This is a genomic window from Bradyrhizobium sp. sBnM-33 (assembly GCF_032917945.1).
Lineage (GTDB): Bacteria > Pseudomonadota > Alphaproteobacteria > Rhizobiales > Xanthobacteraceae > Bradyrhizobium.
On record NZ_CP136624.1, the window covers coordinates 2,460,188 to 2,477,790 of the forward strand.

Annotated in this window: 11 protein-coding genes and 4 pseudogenes; 12 read left to right on the forward strand and 3 right to left on the reverse strand. The window is 63.0% G+C overall.

Features of this window, described 5'->3' with window-relative positions; genetic code table 11:
- Positions 1 to 83: 83 nt before the first annotated feature.
- The 12 genes and pseudogenes from RX328_RS11370 to RX328_RS11425 form a co-directional block, all read left to right on the forward strand.
- Positions 84 to 793, forward strand: a pseudogene (locus RX328_RS11370) (ISAzo13 family transposase); the annotation flags it as partial.
- Positions 794 to 2,027: 1,234 nt separating this feature from the next.
- Complete coding sequence (locus tag RX328_RS11375; RefSeq protein WP_213253682.1) at positions 2,028 to 2,201, forward strand: hypothetical protein; 174 nt, start codon at positions 2,028 to 2,030, stop codon at positions 2,199 to 2,201.
- A 552-nt stretch (positions 2,202 to 2,753) separates the two neighbouring features.
- Positions 2,754 to 3,524 carry a hydrogenase nickel incorporation protein HypB gene (gene hypB, locus RX328_RS11380; RefSeq protein ID WP_409410872.1) on the forward strand — a complete coding sequence of 257 codons (771 nt, stop codon included), beginning with the start codon at positions 2,754 to 2,756 and terminating at the stop codon, positions 3,522 to 3,524.
- Positions 3,431 to 4,101 (forward strand): annotated as a pseudogene (locus RX328_RS11385) (urease accessory protein). Before hypB ends, RX328_RS11385 begins: the two are co-directional and overlap by 94 nt.
- 572 nt (positions 4,102 to 4,673) lie before the next feature.
- A pseudogene (locus RX328_RS11390) lies at positions 4,674 to 6,683 on the forward strand (TonB-dependent receptor).
- 84 nt (positions 6,684 to 6,767) lie between these two features.
- Positions 6,768 to 6,863, forward strand: a pseudogene (locus tag RX328_RS11395) (ATP-binding cassette domain-containing protein); the annotation flags it as partial.
- Positions 6,864 to 6,910: 47 nt separating this feature from the next.
- Positions 6,911 to 7,387, forward strand: coding sequence for an ATP-binding cassette domain-containing protein (locus tag RX328_RS11400; protein ID WP_312018076.1), 477 nt, complete (start codon positions 6,911 to 6,913; stop codon positions 7,385 to 7,387).
- A gap of 21 nt (positions 7,388 to 7,408) precedes the next feature.
- On the forward strand, positions 7,409 to 7,552 hold the full coding sequence (locus RX328_RS11405) for a hypothetical protein (protein ID WP_249726829.1): 144 nt from the start codon (positions 7,409 to 7,411) through the stop codon (positions 7,550 to 7,552).
- Positions 7,537 to 7,968 carry a PhnD/SsuA/transferrin family substrate-binding protein gene (locus RX328_RS11410; protein ID WP_312018077.1) on the forward strand — a complete coding sequence of 144 codons (432 nt, stop codon included), beginning with the start codon at positions 7,537 to 7,539 and terminating at the stop codon, positions 7,966 to 7,968. Before RX328_RS11405 ends, RX328_RS11410 begins: the two co-directional genes overlap by 16 nt.
- An 80-nt stretch (positions 7,969 to 8,048) precedes the next feature.
- Positions 8,049 to 8,489 (forward strand): hypothetical protein, encoded by a 441-nt coding sequence (locus RX328_RS11415; protein ID WP_409410871.1) that lies wholly within the window; start codon positions 8,049 to 8,051, stop codon positions 8,487 to 8,489.
- 32 nt (positions 8,490 to 8,521) lie between these two features.
- The gene (locus RX328_RS11420; RefSeq protein WP_213253683.1) at positions 8,522 to 8,947 is read left to right on the forward strand and encodes an OsmC family protein; all 426 of its coding nucleotides are present in this window, start codon (positions 8,522 to 8,524) and stop codon (positions 8,945 to 8,947) included.
- A 3-nt stretch (positions 8,948 to 8,950) separates the two neighbouring features.
- On the forward strand, positions 8,951 to 10,288 hold the full coding sequence (locus tag RX328_RS11425; RefSeq protein WP_213253684.1) for an LLM class flavin-dependent oxidoreductase: 1,338 nt from the start codon (positions 8,951 to 8,953) through the stop codon (positions 10,286 to 10,288).
- A gap of 554 nt (positions 10,289 to 10,842) precedes the next feature.
- Here RX328_RS11425 and RX328_RS11430 read toward each other — a convergent pair.
- The 3 genes from RX328_RS11430 to RX328_RS11440 are packed head-to-tail and all read right to left on the reverse strand — an operon-like array spanning position 10,843 to position 17,599.
- Positions 10,843 to 12,123, reverse strand: a complete 1,281-nt coding sequence (locus tag RX328_RS11430) for a TIGR02679 family protein (RefSeq protein WP_057900828.1) — start codon at positions 12,121 to 12,123, stop codon at positions 10,843 to 10,845.
- Positions 12,120 to 16,298, reverse strand: coding sequence for a TIGR02680 family protein (locus RX328_RS11435; protein WP_213253685.1), 4,179 nt, complete (start codon positions 16,296 to 16,298; stop codon positions 12,120 to 12,122). The genes RX328_RS11430 and RX328_RS11435 overlap by 4 nt, the downstream gene beginning before the upstream one ends.
- The gene (locus RX328_RS11440; protein WP_213253686.1) at positions 16,295 to 17,599 is read right to left on the reverse strand and encodes a TIGR02678 family protein; all 1,305 of its coding nucleotides are present in this window, start codon (positions 17,597 to 17,599) and stop codon (positions 16,295 to 16,297) included. Before RX328_RS11440 ends, RX328_RS11435 begins: the two co-directional genes overlap by 4 nt.
- Between the last annotated feature and the right edge of the window lie 4 nt (positions 17,600 to 17,603).

A 17,603-nucleotide genomic window follows, 5' to 3' on the forward strand; every position in this document is an offset into this window, starting at 1 on the left:
CCGCGAACAAGTGAATCTGGTCGGGTCGGATTTTGTTGGCGGGCGGGAGTCCCTCTGGAGTCGCGAGACTATATCGTTTTGGCGTGATCGACGAATCGGCCATACGCCCTCGCTTCGAGGCCCTCGCTCCGGTGCTCGACGAGCGCGGTCGGCGGCGTTTTGCAGCAGCCGAGGCGACGTCGGCCGGGCACGGTGGGATCATTGCGGTGATGGTGCCACCGGTATCGCGCGCAGCACGATCGGACGCGGGCTGGCCGAATTGCGTGCAGGCGAGACGCCTGACTTGGAACGGGTACGCCGGGTGGGCGGAGGTCGTAGGCCTCTGAGCGAGACGGATGCGAATTTGCTCGATGATCTGCGCGCTGGTCGAGCCAGAGACGCGAGGCGATCCGCAATCGCCGCTGCTGTGGACTTCCAAGAGCCTTCGCAAGCTCAGCCAAAGCCTGCGCGACATGGGCCATACGATTGGCCGGACGCTCGTCGGCGAACTCCTGCACAGGCTCGATTACCGCCTGCAAGCCAACCGCAAGACCCGCGAGGGATCCCACAATCCCGATTCTGACGCGCAATTCCACTACATCAACGATCGGGTGAAAGAAGCGAAGCGCTCGCGGCAGGTGAGCCGGCGATCTCTGTCGACACCAAGAAGAAGGAGCTTGTCGGCGATTTCAAGAACGCCGGATGCGAATGGCGACCGAAGGGTTCGCCCGAGGAAGTTCGCGTGCATGATTTCGTCATTCCCGAACTCGGGCGCCCCTCACCCTATGGTGTCTACAATATCGCCACCAGCAGCCGATAAAGGGTGAGTGCTTCGCGGGCGGCATGGCGGCAACAATGCGTTAGGAGTTGCAACGTATCGAGGCGGTAAAAATCCGCAGATGATCCCAGTTGCGGTCAATGCGACGGACTAATCACCTTCTCTGATCGTTATCTTGCAAGGAGCCAATGAAATGGTACACGAGCGCCAGATGTTTATCAGCCCGTCAATGACATTTCCGAGCGTCCGCGGCTCAGATGCGAGTTCGATTTAACTCTCCTACAACTCAATCGCGGTCACATAGATGACGCATTGCCAATGTTTCAGACTCAGAGAACCAGCGAGGGCTGCGAATGATCAAGTACCGCATCACGAAGCAGCATCGGCCCGAGGCGCTTCGCTTTGCGACGCCACCGGCAGCGGGCGCCACGCGGTTTTGCGAGCTATAATGGAATGTATAAACAGACATCAGATGCGATCATTTGGAGCGTGCCGGAATGACGATCGATCCGTTGGCGATGGTTGCTGGGCCGCGAGCGGCCGGTTTCATATGCTCAAGCGCATCTTCAGGAGACCTGAAAGGGTAGGGGCAATGAACACTTGTTTTGCAAGTGTGAAAGCTCAAGTGCAAATCTGCCTATTGCTGAAACCGCGCTCTGTTCGGTGAGCTCAAGTCAGCACTTGCTGTCGTCAATGAGCAAGATGCGCCGCCAAAGGCTCGCTCGATGACGGAGTGTCCGGTCGAGTCTCCATAAGCGTGGCAGTCAAATCTGCGGGCTGGGGACCGATCTGGCGCCGGGTAATGAGTTGCCTGACAACGTCATCTACGTCGACTTCAAAGCGATCCGCGAGGCAAAGGAGGGGCGTGCGAGCGCAGATCATAGAGAAGCTGGAGGTCGGGCGCGTACGATACGGCCAGTTCGCCAGCGTTCCGGGATCAGGCCCTTGTGGTCTGTTTTTTGTGCAGGGACCTTGCGGGTGTGAACTCAAGATCAGTGGATTAGTCCGTCCTAGTCGCTGTCTCGACGCTGCGGCGTTGTCCGAACTGGGAAGAGATGTGCTTCGTCAAAGACCTGTTCTGGGATGAAGAGGAATGCGTAATGCAACTGCATCCGCCACATTCGCAGTATGTGAATAGCAGCCGGTATTGCCTGCACCTGTGGAGACCCACTCATCGGGACATCCCAATGCCCCCGCCGAGCTTTGTAGGCATCGTTGGGCTAGGACCATCCGAAGCGGCAGTGCTGTTTGCACGGATGAGCGCGACGTCATGATGAGTTGGGTCAATCTCCGTCTGGAAGACGAGGCCGAGTGGGTGAACCTCGGTCCTGCGTCGTCGGAAGGCGGCGCTGCCAGTGAAAATGTCGCGTTGTTCCGCCTTTTGCAACGTGCAGGAGGTCCTGAGCCTGAAATCGCTGCCAAGGAGGCGGTGAGAGTGCATTGACCGGTTCAAGAAGGGTGGTGCGTACCGATGACTATGTCCGCTTAGATTGCTCCAACGGTTTCCAGGCGTTCGCTTTCGATCCGCTCTTTCTGGAGAAGCGCATATCGGCCTGTGGCTTCCGCTTGAACGACGCAGAGTATTATGACGTCTGTAACTTCCTCCATTTCAAAAAAGAGAGATCGAGGGTAGAGGCAGCGGAGACATCGAAGGAAGGAGTGGCGCAGATGAGGTCGATGACATCGCCTCGTGCCAGCCGGAACGAGGCACCAGTGCCTCGGTGCAGACGATGATTTGCTCGTTGTCGGCGCCTACGAGGCTCGTGAAGTTATCCGACGCAGCGCGACCGTCCGTTTGACAGCAACGCGGTGACGCTGGGCGTCGTGGAGACTTGGGCGTGCCGGGCCTTGACCCTTTCGAGGACCAAAGCGGCCTGCGCGGCTTTCTCGACACTGTGTCGTTCAAGCGGAAGCCACAAGCCGATATGCGCTTCTCCAGAAAGAGCGGATCGAAAGCGATCGCCTGGAAGCCCGATTGTTCGCCAAGAATGATGCCATGGCGGCCACGAATAGGGCGTGGTTCTCCGGCCGCGAGATCCTGGCTCTGAATCTGGTGAGCTCGCCGGGCGCAGGAAAGACAACCCTGCTGGAGCGGACCATCCGAGACTTGCACCACGAGGCAAATCTCTTCGTGATCGAGGGGGACCAGGCCACTGCGAACGATGGAGAACGAATTCGGCTCGCTGGCGCTCCGGCGGTGCAAGTGAATACAGGGACAGGTTGCCACCTGGAAGCCGATATGATCGCTCGCGGCATTTCGGAACTCCGTCCCCCGTCCGGGTCGATCGTGATGATCGAAAACGTCGGAAATCTCGTTTGTCCGGCAATGTTCGACCTCGGCGAGCACGCGAGGATCGTTGTCCTCTCTGTGACCGAGGGAGAGGACAAGCCGATCAAATATCCTCACATGTTTCGGTCGGCGAACCTGATGATCCTGAACAAGATCGATTTGCTGCCGCATGTGGATTTCGATGTCGATCGCACGGTCGCCTATGCGCGACAGGTCAATCCCGACATTGAAGTCATACAGCTCTCGTCCAGAACCGGTGCGGGACTTGAGCAGTGGTACGATTGGCTTCGACGGCAAATGCAATTAATCAAAGATGCTGTCTTCGCATCAAGCGATCGGAAAACGCGATGTTCGGCATACTGGGGCTGGGACTACTGCTCGGCATGCAGCACGCGCTCGAGGCCGATCATATTGCTGCGGTATCGAGCATCGCTGCGCGTCGCACGAACGTCGCCGAGATCGTCAAGCATGGGCTGACCTGGGGACTGGGCCACACGATCACTTTGTTCCTGTTCTCCGGCACCGCGTTGATCCTTGGTCGCGCGATTCCGGAAGGTTTCGCGCAGCCGCTTGAGGCGGCAGTCGGACTCATACTGATCGTACTGGGAGGGAACCTATTGTGGCGCTTACGGTGCGATCGTATCCATGTTCATGGTCACCGACACGCGGACGGCGTGGCTCACTTTCATCTCCACAGCCATGCGGGCGAAACGCTGCCGCACGCTGCGAACCCTCACGCCCACAGACACGGAATACGGTGGCGAACGTTGGCTGTCGGTCTGATGCACGGGATGGCGGGTTCGGCGGCGCTGCTTGTTCTCGCTGTTGCTCGGGCGCCGAATCATTTTGACGGCTTGCTCTACGTTGCCCTTTTCGGCGTGGGCTCGATGATCGGCATGGCTGCACTTTCGTCGCTCATTGCGGTCCCTCTGGTGATTTCGGCGCGCCTTCTAACCTAACCTGGGTCAATAGCGCCTTGCAGTTCGGAATTGGAGCGATAGGGGTCGTCATTGGCGTTCTAACTATTCATGGGGTCGTGATCGGTTCCGGCTAGGATGCTCGTTCCGAAATCGAGATGACACTGCTGGTCCTATCTAGGAAGCCAAGTTGGTCGCTTTCCCCTAGCTTTGTCAGAACGCGCGACGTGCTGCGCCCAGCCAGCGCTCCAAGGTTTGCTGCTCTCGGAAGATAAGCATATGCGTCGGTCACGATGGAGCGTGGATAGCCTCGTTGACGCCACGAGTTGGGCCGTGAGGCAGCCTCTGCTGGAGCGTGCTCATTGCGAACGGAGGGGCCTTTAGGATGCCATGGTCGTGTAGGGTAGGCCTGCTGGCAATTCTACTGGTTCAGAAGGTCGACATCGCTGGAGCGGAAGCGCTCATAGGCGACGCCGGGGAAAAGCCCCATGTTACACCAGCCGTAACGCTGCCGCCCGTCGAGGTGAACGCGCCGAGACCGCGCAACAATCAGAAACCGCGGCGCGCGCGCGAGGTACGCCGGACGCCGAGTCCGCAAAGGCGGACCGCAACGGCGCCGTCGTCAGCTCCGCAGGCTGCCAACGGCGACGGTACACCGAACGTTGCATCGGGCGGCGTTCTGAGTCAGAGCATGGCGAGCTAGACGTCCGTGACGGGTGACGCGCTCAATGCCCGCCCGGTGACGCGGCCCGGCGAATTGCTCGAGGCCGTGCCCGGGCTGATCGTGACCCAGCATTCCGGTGAAGGCAAAGCGAACCAGTATTTCTTGCGCGGCTACAATCTGGACCACGGTACCGACATGTCGATCTGGGTCGACGACGTGCCAGTGAACATGCGCACCCACGCCCACGGGCAGGGCTATGCCGACCTCAACTGGCTGATGCCGGAGACGGTGAACCGGCTCGATATCCGCAAGGGCCCCTACTACGCCGACGAAGGCGAGTTCTCCTCGGCCGGCAATCTGCACATCGGGCTGATCGACAGCGTTCCCAAGGCGATGGCGTCGATCACGGCAGGTAGCTTCGGTTATCTGCGTTTCTTCGGGCATGGATTCGAAGAAAGTCGGCGACGGCAACCTGCTGATCGCCGTCGAACGCGGCACCTATGACGGACGCTGGACCACGTCCGACGACATGCAGAAGATCAACGGCTTGTTCCGTTACACCCAGGGCACGGCGACCGACGGCCTCTCGATCACCGGCATGGCCTATGCCAACCAATGGACCTCGACCGACCAGGTGCCGCTGCGCGCGATCACCGGCGGCGAGATCGACCGCTTCGGCTCCGAGGATCCGACTGATGGCGGCAAGACCAACCGCTTCGCGTTGTCGGCGCGGATGGCCGGCACCGACGATGCGGGCTCGTGGAAAGCCAATGCCTATGTGGTGAAAAGCCAGCTCGACCTGTTCAACAATTTCACCTACTTCCTCACCAATCCCGTGCTCGGCGATCAATTCCATCAGCATGACGATAGGGTAATGCTCGGCGCCAACGCCTCGCGCACGCTGGCCGGCAGCTTTGCCGGCCTCCCGATGGAGACGACGTTCGGCGCGCAAACGCGCTACGACGGCATCGCACTGGCCCTGATCGACACCTGGCAGCGCAGCTTCCTCGCCAATGTCCGCAGCGATAAGGTCGGCGAGGGCTCGATCGGCGTCTACGCGCAGAACACGGTACGCTGGACCGATTGGCTGCGCACCACCGTCGGCCTGCGCGGCGATTTCTACCAGCCAACGTGTCCTCACTCTACAATAGCGCCAATTCCGGCAATGTCAGCGCCGGTATCGGCAGCTCGAAATTCATGATGACGTTCGGCCCCTTCAACAAGACCGAGTTCTTTGTCGGCGCCGGCTACGGCATGCACAGTAACGACGCGCGCGGCGCGACTACGATCGAGAGTCCCAGCGATTCCTCGATCACGCTCGCTTCGTCGCCACTGTTGGTTCGCACCAAGGCGATCGAGACCGGCGTCCGCACCAGAATCATTCCGGAGCTCGATTCTTCGTTCAGCCTGTTCTTGCTCGACCAGGATTCCGAAATCGTCTTCAGTGGCGATGCCGGCGACACCGAGGCAAGCCGGCCGAGCCGGCGCTATGGCTTCGAACTGAACAATCATTATCGCCCACTGTCCTGGATCTATATCGACGCCGATCTCGCCATGACGCATGCCGGCTTCATCGGCTATGACAGTGAGCAGGCCGCGACCTATGCTTCGCTGGCCGGCTATCCGCTCGCCCAGATCGGCAACGCGCCCGGCAACTACGTTCCGAACGCGCCAGCGATGATCGTCTCCGCCGGCATCACGCTCGGCGAAAAGGCTGGCTGATTCGGCACCTTGCGCTGGCGCTATCTCGGATCAACCCCGCTGACGGAAGACAATGCCTTTCGCTCGACCGCGACCAGCGTCTTCAATGGCCGCATCGGCTACCGCACCTCGGATGGTTGGCGAATCCAGCTTGACGTGCTGAACCTGTTCAACAGCCAAGCCAACCAGATCTCCTACGCCTACGGCTCGCTGATCAAGGCCGACCGCCTCTACAACCTCTGCTACCCCGTGCAGACGGCCCCCGCCGCAGTCTGCCGGACCGGCGTGATCGACACCGTCCTGCATCCCATCGAGCCGTTGACCTTCAGAGTGACGGTCGCCGGCACATTTTGACTTTTGCGGTTGATCATTCTGGCGTGAAGCTCTCTTGAGCCCGGCGTCGATCTCGACATCGCCGCCGGCCAGTTTGTTTCGATCATCGGACCAAGCGGAGCCGGCAAGTCGACGCTCCTCCGCATTGTGGCAGGCCTGGACGCGCCCAGGCGCGGCCGCATTGAGCTTCGCGCGACGGGCCGCAAGGCTGACGTACGTCTGATGTTCCAGGAGGATCGCCTGCTGCCGTGGCGGACGTCCTCGGCAATGTGTTGTTGGGCATCAAGGGCAGGAAGCAGGACGCGGGGCGCATCCTCGACGCAGTCGGGTTGCAAGGGCGCGAAAGCGAGTTTCCGATCGGGCTGTCGGGCGGCCAGCGCCAGCGCGTGGCGTTGGCGAGGGCGCTGATTCACGAGCCGGATCTGTTGTTGCTCGACGAGCCGTTTGGGGCCCTCGATGCCATCACCCGGGCTGCGATGCAGTTGCTGCTGGAGCAGTTGCTGGTCGCACGGCCCCGCACCGTCGTGCTGGTCACGCACGACGTCGAGGAGGCGTTGCTGCTCTCTGATCGTGTGCTCCTGGTCAGGGATGGCGGCATCGCGCGCGACCTGATCTTCGATCAGCCGCGTCCCCGGCATCGCGGCGATCCGGCGCTGGCGACCCTGAAGGAAGAGCTGCTCGACGGTCTGCTCACGGCCGAGCGCGACTTGGCTGCCGTTGCATAAAGAGACGAAAGGAATGACGACATGACTTTTATCGGCTCGACCGGCGACCGCGCTGGCATCTCGCGGCGAACGCTGTTGTCGGTCGGCGCGGGACTTGCCGTAGCCTCGACAGGCGTCCGCGGATTGCCGCGCGCGAATGCTGCAATGCCGTGCCGCCGCAGCTGACCATCGCGGTCATCGGAGACGGCCGCACTGGCGTCTGGGCATCGCTGCGGGCAGGCGTGGGCGGCCGCAATCTTGAGCACGAGCTCGGCACCAAGATCGTCTGGCAACCGGGCTTCACGGCATCGCTGCCGGTGATGGAGGCGATCAAGGCCGGCTCGGTCGATTTCACGTTCGCAACCGCGACCGCGGTCGTGAATACCGTTCCGGCGCGCGTTCCGATCGTGCCACTCGCGGCTTATCCGCTGCCGGTCGACGAGGTTGATTTCGTGGTGCAGGCCAACTCGTCGATCAAGACGGCGGCCGATCTGAAAGGCAAGGAGATCGCCCATCAGAACGGCACGACGGGCACCTACAGCCTGATCAAATATCTAGAGACCGCCGGCCTCAGATTGTCTGATGTCGCAGCGGTCAGCTGAGCGGGGCAGACGCGTTCACGGCATTCGCGCAAGGAAGCATCGACGGCTGGATTCACTGGCAGCCAGCCACGGCGCTCGCGTTGACAAAGCTCGGCGGCGAGGCGCGTCGGCTGCCCGACGTGAAGACCTACGACTATGCCTTCTACGTGGCGCGGAGTGACGTCGCTGTGAAGTATCCGCAGCTCTTCGCGAAATTCGTGAAGATCGTCCGGGAAACCCAGGCCTATATCTTCGCGCATCCGGCCGAGTCAGTTGCGCTTTGGGCCTCGCAGGGCGGCTTTCCGCCGAACGGGAGCGAGCAGGCCGTCTACGAGAAGCTTGTCCGCGATGCCAGGCTGTCCGAGTCGACCGCGGTGGCGCTCAAACCGATCGATGAGGCGGCTGCGGCATCGACCCAGGATCTCGCCGACAATTTCCACGCGCTCGGCGTGCTCCCGAACAAGGTGGACGTCCGATCATTCCTGCTTGGCCCCCAGTTCGACACGGCGAAGAAGGCCGTCGCGCTGGAGCTCGGTGCCTAAGCGGACACGCCGATAACACGAGAGAAAACATCATGAACGCTCAGACCGCCGAGACGGTGTCGATCACCTCTGCCACGATGGGCCAGTTTGGCCGCTATTTGCCCAGCGCAAGGACGAACCATTTCATCTCTGATCAGCGTGTCGCCGTCGGCGGTCCCGGCGAAGCGATCACCGCCGGCGAGTTGCTGCTGTCGTCGCTCGGCAGTTGCTCGCTTGGCCTGATCCAGAAGACGGCAAAAGAAGAGGGGATCGCGCTGCGCGAGGTCGGATCCGAAGTCTCGTTCCGGCGTCACGCAACCGATCCGACGCAGTACGAATGGATTCGTATCGCGGTGCGCCTGTCCGGCGTGACGGCGGGCGAGGCTGAGACGCTTGTTGCCGGCTTCACCGCGAACTGCCCGATCTACAATACTCTGAAGCGTGGCGGGCCCGTCGAGATCTCCTGGACTGTGAGCTGACCGATGCCTGACAAGAAACTGCACCTTGCCGCCTTTGTCTCTGCAGGTCCGGTCTCCGGCAGCCATGCTGGCTGGCGGCATCCGGAAGCGGACGGCGACCTGCTGTCCGCCGCCTACTACCAGAATATCGGCCGGCTGCTGGAGGAAGGGCGTTTCGATCTTCTGTTCATTGCCGACATTCTCGCGATCCCGGACACGCTGGGCGGCAGCCTCAACAGCCAGCTTCGCTACGGCGCGCTGGGTGCATTACGGCTCGATCCGCTGGTGGTGCTCTCGATCATCGCGGGCGCGACCAAGCATCTCGGTCTTGGCGCGACCCTTTCGACAACCTACGCCCAGCCCTATGTCCTGGCGCGCGCGCTCGCGACGCTCGATCATCTCAGCGGCGGTCGCGCCGCCTGGAACATCGTCACCTCGTTTCAGGAGGCGGAGGCGCGCAATTTCGGCCTGACCGAGCAGCTCTCGCGCGAGGGGCGCTACGAGCGCGCCGACGAATTTCTGGAGATCGTGACTAAGCTGTGGAAGTCGTGGGAGGATGGCGCGCTGGTCCGGGATCGCCAGACGCCGCTATTCGCCGATCCCGCGCGGGTGCACCCGATCGACCATTCCGGCAAATGGTTCAACGTGCGAGGCCCGCTCAATGTCAGCCGGCCACCGCAAGGGCGCCCGGTCTTCATCCAGGCCGGCGCTTCCGATCGCGGCCGCGATTTCGCTGCGCGATGGGCCGAGATCATCTTCGTGACGCCGGGCCTGATCGACGTCGCCGTCGAATTCCGCAACGACTTGCGCGCCCGCGCGGTCCGCTTCGGTCGCGACCCTGATACAGTCAAGGTGTTGCCCGGCATCGTCCCGGTCATTGGCGACACGGAGAAGCAGGCCAAGGCGCTACACGACCAGCTCCACGAATTGTCTCATCCCGAGTCCGGTCTCTCGACATTGTCCTATCATCTCGGCGTCGACCTCTCGCGCTTCCCGCAGGATCAAGTCCTGCCTGAGAATCTCGATGTCCCCGGTGTCGAAGGGCACTATCGCGAGGTCGCCGAGCCGACGCCGCGCTCAGGCTTGAGTCTCGCCGACCTGGGACAGCGCTACGGTGCGGGGAGAACCACCAGCGGATTTGCCGGCACGCCCGGTACGGTGGCCGATCGCATGCAGGAGTGGTTCGAGGCGGGCGCCTGCGACGGCTTCATGTTGCAGGTTCCGTACCTTCCAGGCGGGTTGGAGGAGCTGGTCCACGGCCTCGTGCCGGAGCTGCAACGTCGCGGCCTGTTCCGCACGGAGTACGACCAGCCCGAGCTTGCGCGATTCTCTCGGCTGAGCTGGGCCCGGCCGGCGGGCTGATGGTCGCCGGTGGCCCCGACGCAATGCTCTTCAGTTTCAGACACTCCCATAATACGCAGCGCACCCTTGTGATCGTGCGACGAATGTCCATTTTCGGCCTGAAAAACCCCGGGGCACAACCAGTAAGTCATTGATAGTGCTCAGCGCGCAGACTCTCAATCAGTGGCCCGATCGGTGTCCATTCATGCAACAAGCTTAGGAATCCCCTGTTCAATCAATCGCAATAATCGGGTGTTGCGCCTCCCCGCAACCAAGCTTCAAGCCCTTGAAAACGTATCGTTTTCGAGGGCTTTTTGTTGTTCGAGTTTTGATCCCAAATTTCGTTCATGGAAGCGCCGTGGAAGCGGCAGAAGGAAAGTCGCAGCGTAAGATCGACGGGGTTGCGCGCGACGAAATGACTCAATTGTGATCGGAGGCCCACTGGGAGCGCCGCCATCCAACGTTTTGCTGCGCCGACTTTGCCCACTCCACAGCTGGACTACGATTTGGGGGTGGTTAGAGTCTCTTCGGGCGCCAAATTGCCACCATTCAGAATAAGTCCGCGAACCCAATCATTATGTGGCCCTGAGATCCTCCAACAATGACGCGGCTAACGCTTCTTCAGCAATGGAGAGCCGATGTTGCTGCATGGCCGTCATTAACCTTTCGTCCCATAACGCGGGCGCAGCCTTTCCCGTGAGAGCCTGTCCAAGACATGAGGTCTGTTCGACGGCGGACTCGTAGTCGCTCGCCCCAAAACGCCAGGGTTGGGCGCCGTGCTCGCGCATGACGTGGTTGCCGATCCGCACTCCCGGCCAATCGAAATCGCCATGATAGAAAAGCTGCGCCCGCGCTTTAGCCAGCTGCGACAGCAGGCATCGCTGTGCTGCGGCGGGCATGCCGTCAGTGCAGACTAGCGGCGCGCAATCGGAGCCCCAGTGATCCGCGGCGATTGCGACCAGGTTGGGATTCTCACAGACATAGACCTTGCGATCCGCCACGTCCCACGACGGTGGAGACCGCAACAGCGACCGCAGCGAAGCGTAAACAGGCTCTCCCTGCGACTGACTGTAATTTCCTGCATCGCGCATGGGCAGGTTCAGGAACAGCACCGGGCGAGCCAATTCATTGACCAGCACGCCGGCCTTGGCCCACACGTCGCGGTCGCGCTCCGCACCACCGCCCGGCTCCAGCTCGCCGTCTCCCGTTGGCTCGCTATCGACGTCATCATTGTTGTAATCGGTTCGAGCGATTACCTGACGCCAGACCGTCAGTGCCAGGGTTGCCGTGGGCTGGCCGATGTCGAGCGCGTGGGCGTCGCCCAGCACGTCGGCGGCCAATTGCGAACGTGTGATGCCGCTCGCGGGCAGGCGTTGCAATACCGCTTCGACACGGCGACAGAGTTGGAGCGCCGCCGGTGGGCTCTGTCGTGCAAGGCGCTTGAGAAGCCCGATGCCCGCCGGAGCCTGCAGCAGTCCGATCAGTTCGCGGTGAGTGCAGCCGCCCAGCACATCCGACCACATTGTTTGCAGCGCAAGGCGCGTCGTGGCGAGATTCGAAATCGGGCCATCGAGTTTTTCAAGTGCGTCGCGCAGCGAAGCGGCGATGCCGGCATTCTGGAAAGCGGTGTCGACGAGGCGAACGTCGACTTGTAAGGAATTGGTGTAACGGAGCGGACGACCAAGCAGCGAAGCCAATGCAGCATGCTCCTCCGCAGTGAGCTTGCCGATGCGAAAGTTTTCAACCGTGGAGCCGAGCGATGCCCGTTCGAAACGCTGACGCAGGCGCTTGCGCAGCAAGGCGTAACGGTCGCCGCCAAGTAGGCGTTGCAGGCGTGGGTCGGTCGAGGAAATCATGTCGGCGCAAATCTGCGATCTGGATCGTCTTGGCGTGTCTTGGCGCGACCGTCCCAGCTCCAACGCGACACGAACACCGCGTCGATGCCTTCACGCCGCTGCAACTGGCAAATGGCGACGCCGGGCAGTTCGGCATAGCAGGCCCATTCACGCTCGCTGGTGATGACGAAGTCGAGATCGAACTCGCGGATCAGCCCCATGCAATGGGCGCGCGCGGTATCATCGATGCCGGCGAACGCTTCATCGAGCAACATCAGGCGCGGCGCCAGCGCGTAGCTGCCCTGACTGTAGAAACTGGCGACCGCGGCGAACAGCGGCACGGTGAGGCCGAGCGCGCGCTCTCCGCTGGAGGCCGGACCGGAGAGTTTGCGCCAGTGCCCGTCCTGCCAGCGCTCGACGCGAAAGCGGTGCCAACGGCGATAGTCCAGCGCGCGGGCGAGTTGCTCGATCAGGCTGCCGCCCACATCCTTTCCGGCGCCCGAATCGGCTCTCTCGCGCTCGGCGGCGATGCGCTGCTGCAACATCGCGCCGACCACTCTCCGGTCGTCAGAAGACCAAAGGTCTGCGCTGGTATTGAGCAGGCGTTTGCGCGCTGCTTCGAGGCCGACCGGAGCGCCTTCTTCTTCCGCCAGGGGCTGCCACAGCAGACGATAGCGTACCCCGGTGGAGGTCGGGCGATGGTGCAATTCTTTGTTGATCGCATCGCGCTGAGTTTCGGCCGCTTGCAGCAGGCGCTGCACTTCGGAAGCGATTTCGGCCTGCAGATGGTTCTCCAGCACAGCGCGCTCGTTCGCCGTCAGCAGTTCACTGCGCTGGGCGATCTCTTCGGCGAGGCGCGCGGCAAGGCGATCCGGCGGTTCGGGTCGGTTCTGGTAGACGACGCGGACGATAAGCCCCCAATCGCTCTGTTCTGCGTGCGCCTGGTGGCCGAGTGCGCTGAGGGCGCGTTGTAGCTCCGTCAGGTCTTCGCCGATCTGCCGTTGCAGGCGTGTCCAGGCGTCGTCGTCGTCCTTGAGTTCGAATAAGGCTTGTTCCGCGCGGCGAGCCAGAGTAAGCGCGGGGTCGATCGTCCACGGGCCGCCCAGGTCAGGCAGGTTGGCTTGCGGTAGCGCAGCCGCGAGCAGGCCGGTGGCTGCGAAGTGTTGGAACTTCGCGATTGCTTCGGCGCGCGCGTTGCTGCGTTGTCCGAACAGAGTGCTCGCAGTCGCCGCCTGTTCGTGCGCGACCGCGCGCGCCTCGCCGGATTTGCTCAGGACGTCGCGCGCGATCGTTAGTGCGGAATTGCTGGCCTTGACGGCGGTGCTGGCATCGGCCAGCCGCCGTTGCAGCTCCTCGACCCTGGCGCCGACGGATCCGCGCAACACCTCGAACCGGACGGCGGCTTCTTCCGCCTCAATGCGGGCAGCCGCAAATTGTTCATCCTGCTTCTTCAGATCGTCGCGGGTTTCGTTCTCGCGGTTGCGTTGCCGCTGCAGCTCGGGGAGCGCCAGACGTACCTCGTGAACAGCCTGGGCGAGGCGGAGTTGGGCATCGTGATAGTGGTTCAACGCCATCTCGACCGCCGGTAACTCGGCTGATAATGCAGGAAGGCGCAGATCGGTGGCATCGGCGGCGAGTCGTTGCCGCACCGTCTGCAGGGCTTGTGCGGCCTCCAGGTATTGAAGATCAGCCTCGCTCAATTGCTGGCGGGCGGTCTGAGCCTCGCGCGCACTGGCGGCCGCCGCAAGATGGGCGTTGCGCAACTCCTCTTCGGAGGGAGCCAGACGCCATTCATCGGCGGCTCGATCCTGATCGCGCGTGAGTTGCGCGTCCATCGCCTGGACCGCAATGAGCTCATCGGCGATTAGTGTCAGGCGGCCGACTACGTCGGCCAGTCGCTGCTTGCGGGCTGCGGCGCGGGCCGCATGGCCGATATAGACTGCCGCGGGTTTGGCCCAGGCGCCGACCAGCGCGGCGAGCCGAAAGCGACCGTCGGGGGCGACCCAGGCTTCGATGTCCGCGGGATCGTCATCGGTGCAGGCGATGCCGGACAGCAGGCGTTCGACGAGTGCGGCCGGTACCGCGATATCGGTGGGCGTGTCAGCGTGCAGCCAACCAGCGAGCGAGAGCGCGTGCGGCTGTCGCTGCAGCACCTGGGTGTCGTGCAACAGCTCTACTCCGTCGCCGGCCTGCAGGTGGCCATCGGGCGAGACCCATGCGTCGAGCAGGCCGGCGGCTTCAAGCGCGGCCTCGAGGCCGGCGCGCTGAGCAGCCGTGACCTCTTCGCGAAAATCCACCAATTGCCAGAGCGGCGCACCCTCGCGCGCATCTCTGGCATCGGCGCCGCGCGTATGCGGGTTGGGCGGCGTCGCATCGACCCCGGCTTCGAGACGGTTGCGTTCGTCTTCGAGGGTGTTGAGCTCCGTCTCCAGCGTCTGGCGTTGGCCGTCGAGCGCCACGCGACGCTGCGCCAGACGCAGGCTGGCGTGCTGCTGCTCCGTTTGCAGGCAATGTCGCGCCGGATTGTCGCCATCCAGCCCAACAACCCAGTCGGCGAGGGCCGTGAGCGCTGCGCGGCCGTCGTCGGAGCTGACCCGCAGTTGCTTCAGGCTGGCGAAGTAGCGCTCCCAGGCCTGAATCAGGTTGTGGCCCTCGTGATCGACCTCCGTATCGGCTTGCTCGCGTCGTTTTGCCGTGGCCTCTACCGTGCCCTGTCTTTCGTCGCGGGTGTTCTGGCGTTGTGTATGCAGGGCTTCGGCCTCCGTCACCTCAGTATGGCGTCGCCGCAACAATGCGATCTGTTCGCGTCGATCAACGATCAAGGTGCGAAGGTCGGCGCATGCATTGTCGAAGGCTTGTGGCGTCAATGCGACCAGATCGGCGGCGGCGAGCGTTGCGAGCGGGCTACCGGCGTGCAGGCCGACGATACCTGCGGCCTCGGCATGCGTCGCGTTGTTCTGACGTAGCTTCGTCATCACACGTTCGGCTTGCGTCATGCGCTGGACGCCGTGCCCGGTCTCCTCAGTGCTGCGCTTTAATCGCCGTCGCACCTCGTCGACCGCCGCGGTGGCGACTTGCAGCGCACGCTGCCGAGCCAGAGCGTCCCGCTCGGCGGATTCGAGACGGTTCGCGTCCTGCATGGTCGGGTCGGCACGCAGGATATCAAGCCGAGCCTGCTCGCGCTTGAGCGCAAGTTCCGCGTCGTCGTGAATTATCCGGGCGAGCGCTTCCGCGGTCTCGGCCCTCTCGAGCCGCGCCTGCGCGTCGCCGCGCGCCCGGCTTGCACTGTCGAACTCGGTCTGGGCCTGGCGCAGCGCGCGGGCCTGCCGCCGGCTCTGGGTGCCAGCGTAGATCCGGTAGCGCTGGTCGAAGCGCTCGACGGCTCTTGCCAGCGCCTGGTATTCCTCGAGTTGGCGGCGATCCTCCTCCAACTGGCCCAGAGCCTCGGCGACGTCCCCAAGCAGTTCGGGTGCGAGCGGTGGCAAGGCCTCGGTCAGTGCGTCCGAGAGCGCGGTTTCGTCAGGCTTTTTCGACAGTTGCGGCTGACGCAACTGAATCAGCGTATCCATCAAGGCGTCGTAGCGCCTGGTGCCGAGGTGGAACAATCGCTCATCGACCGCGCGCCGGTAGCTGACGGCGGTATCGAACACCTGGCCGCGGCCGTGCAGCGCGTCACGCAGGCGTTCCCGAGTCAGGACCACGCGCTGATCACTCGTCAGCCAGATATCCTGATTGATGCGCGGAGCGCCAATAGAATCCTCCAACACGAAGAACCAGCTGTCCACCTGGGGACGCGCAGCGACCGCCGCAAGCCCGGCGCCGAGTGTGAGGTAATGCGGCGTGCCGTCATCGGCGAGGCGGCCGAATTCGATCCAGGCGTAGCCGATGCGCCGGTCATAGCTACCCATCAACAGGTTCCAGGACATCTTCTTGCCGCTGTCGCCGTCGGGTTCGATGCGCGAGGACTTGAGCTGTGCATCGAGCAGGAAGGGCAGCGTCAGCGACAGCACCTTGGATTTGCCGGTGCCGTTGTTGCCCCGCAGCAGCAGATGACCGTCGCGGAACCAGAACTCCTCGCTGTCGTAGTGAAACAGCTCCACCAGTCCAAGCCGCAAAGGCTGCCAGCGTTGCCGCGCCGGGATTGGCAGCGCGGGTCTCTCGGAGAGAGCAGCAAATGAAGCCGGCCGGTCGTTCATGTCGGACCGACCAGGGCATCGGCAGCCGCGGTCTGTACGCCGCGTGTTTCACGAACGTTGCGGACCTCGGCCTCACCGAGCGCAAACCGGGCGAGCGCCGGGCGCGGATAGACCGTCTCGGCATCTCGCACAATCAGTTGAAGCTTTTCCAGCCGATCAAGGGCGATCTCCGCAAGCTCGCGTTCGGCGCCGGGTTCACGCGCAGATTTGCGCCAATATTTGCCATAGCGGGGCTTGCTCTCGCGCAGGTAATCGACGACGTCTTGTTCCCTGATCATACCAGAGAATGGTTGGGTCGCGCCGGCGGCATCCGTCTGCCGCTGCCTGTAAACGGTGGCCAGGAACTCCGCGACCAGCAGCGTGACATGGGCGTCGGTGCCTTCTGCGGGCATCGCCACATCTGTCAGCGAGCCAGCCTCGTCGACCAGCGCCAGACCTTCGGCGCGTTGCTCCGCGACCAGCCCGGTTGCGTCAGACAGGCGGGCCGCCATGGCGCCACGCTGGTTGACAAAATAGGCCCGAGACTCGGCGTCCAGTGTGTCGGTATAGACTACCGGATCGTCGAGCAGCCGGCGTGCCAGTTGGCGGCGCAGAACGGTGCGTCGGCCCTCATCGCTGTCAGCCACATGCTCGTCGGCCAAGGCATGCAGTCGCTGGTGGAGCGTGACCGGCGCATCTTCCGGCCGGAAAGTCGACGGCCCGCGCACGGCGGCCAGCATGCCGGCGAGCGCGCGGCGCTGCACGTCGTAGAGGGCATCTGCCTGATCGCCCCCGGTATGGACAAAGGCGTCTTCGTCGCCGGCGACACGCTGCAGCACGCCCAAGTCGAGCAAGGTGCGGCACACCGCCACCAGTTCACGCCGCTCGTGGGGAGCGCCGAGCGTGAAGATGAAGCCGGAAGCCACCAGCGTCGGCTCGGCGGCGAATTGCAGCAGCCGCTCACCCAGCAGTCGCAACGTGATCTGCGGGTCAGCGCGTTCGAGCACCGCGCAAGCCAGGCACAACAGCACGTAACGGCGGCGATCATAAAACGGCAAACCGCGCATCGTGCTGGCGAGGTCGGCCGGTCGCTTATAAAGTCGAGCACCCTCTTGTTCGACGTGCAGCGCCCAGCCGGTTTCTCGCCCAAACCAGTCGCGCAGTGCGTCGGCCTGACGCCGGATCGCCGGAAAATCGTCGTGGTCCGGACTCATCAGCGGCGTCATCAGCAAGGCGCGCACGGCACTGCGAAATTCCTCGTTCTGGAACCGACGCTGTTGCTGGCCGATGCTGCGGCTGTCTCTACCAACGCTGGCGGCCATCGGC

Bases quoted from the DNA above. Each gene is read 5' to 3' on its own strand.
- RX328_RS11375 (WP_213253682.1), top strand. From the start codon at position 2,028: ATGATGAGTTGGGTCAATCTCCGTCTGGAAGACGAGGCCGAGTGGGTG.
- hypB (WP_409410872.1), top strand. From the start codon at position 2,754: ATGGCGGCCACGAATAGGGCGTGGTTCTCCGGCCGCGAGATCCTGGCT.
- RX328_RS11405 (WP_249726829.1), top strand. From the start codon at position 7,409: ATGACTTTTATCGGCTCGACCGGCGACCGCGCTGGCATCTCGCGGCGA.
- RX328_RS11420 (WP_213253683.1), top strand. From the start codon at position 8,522: ATGAACGCTCAGACCGCCGAGACGGTGTCGATCACCTCTGCCACGATG.
- RX328_RS11425 (WP_213253684.1), top strand. From the start codon at position 8,951: ATGCCTGACAAGAAACTGCACCTTGCCGCCTTTGTCTCTGCAGGTCCG.
- RX328_RS11430 (WP_057900828.1), bottom strand. From the start codon at position 12,123: ATGATTTCCTCGACCGACCCACGCCTGCAACGCCTACTTGGCGGCGAC.
- RX328_RS11435 (WP_213253685.1), bottom strand. From the start codon at position 16,298: ATGAACGACCGGCCGGCTTCATTTGCTGCTCTCTCCGAGAGACCCGCG.
- RX328_RS11440 (WP_213253686.1), bottom strand. From the start codon at position 17,599: ATGGCCGCCAGCGTTGGTAGAGACAGCCGCAGCATCGGCCAGCAACAG.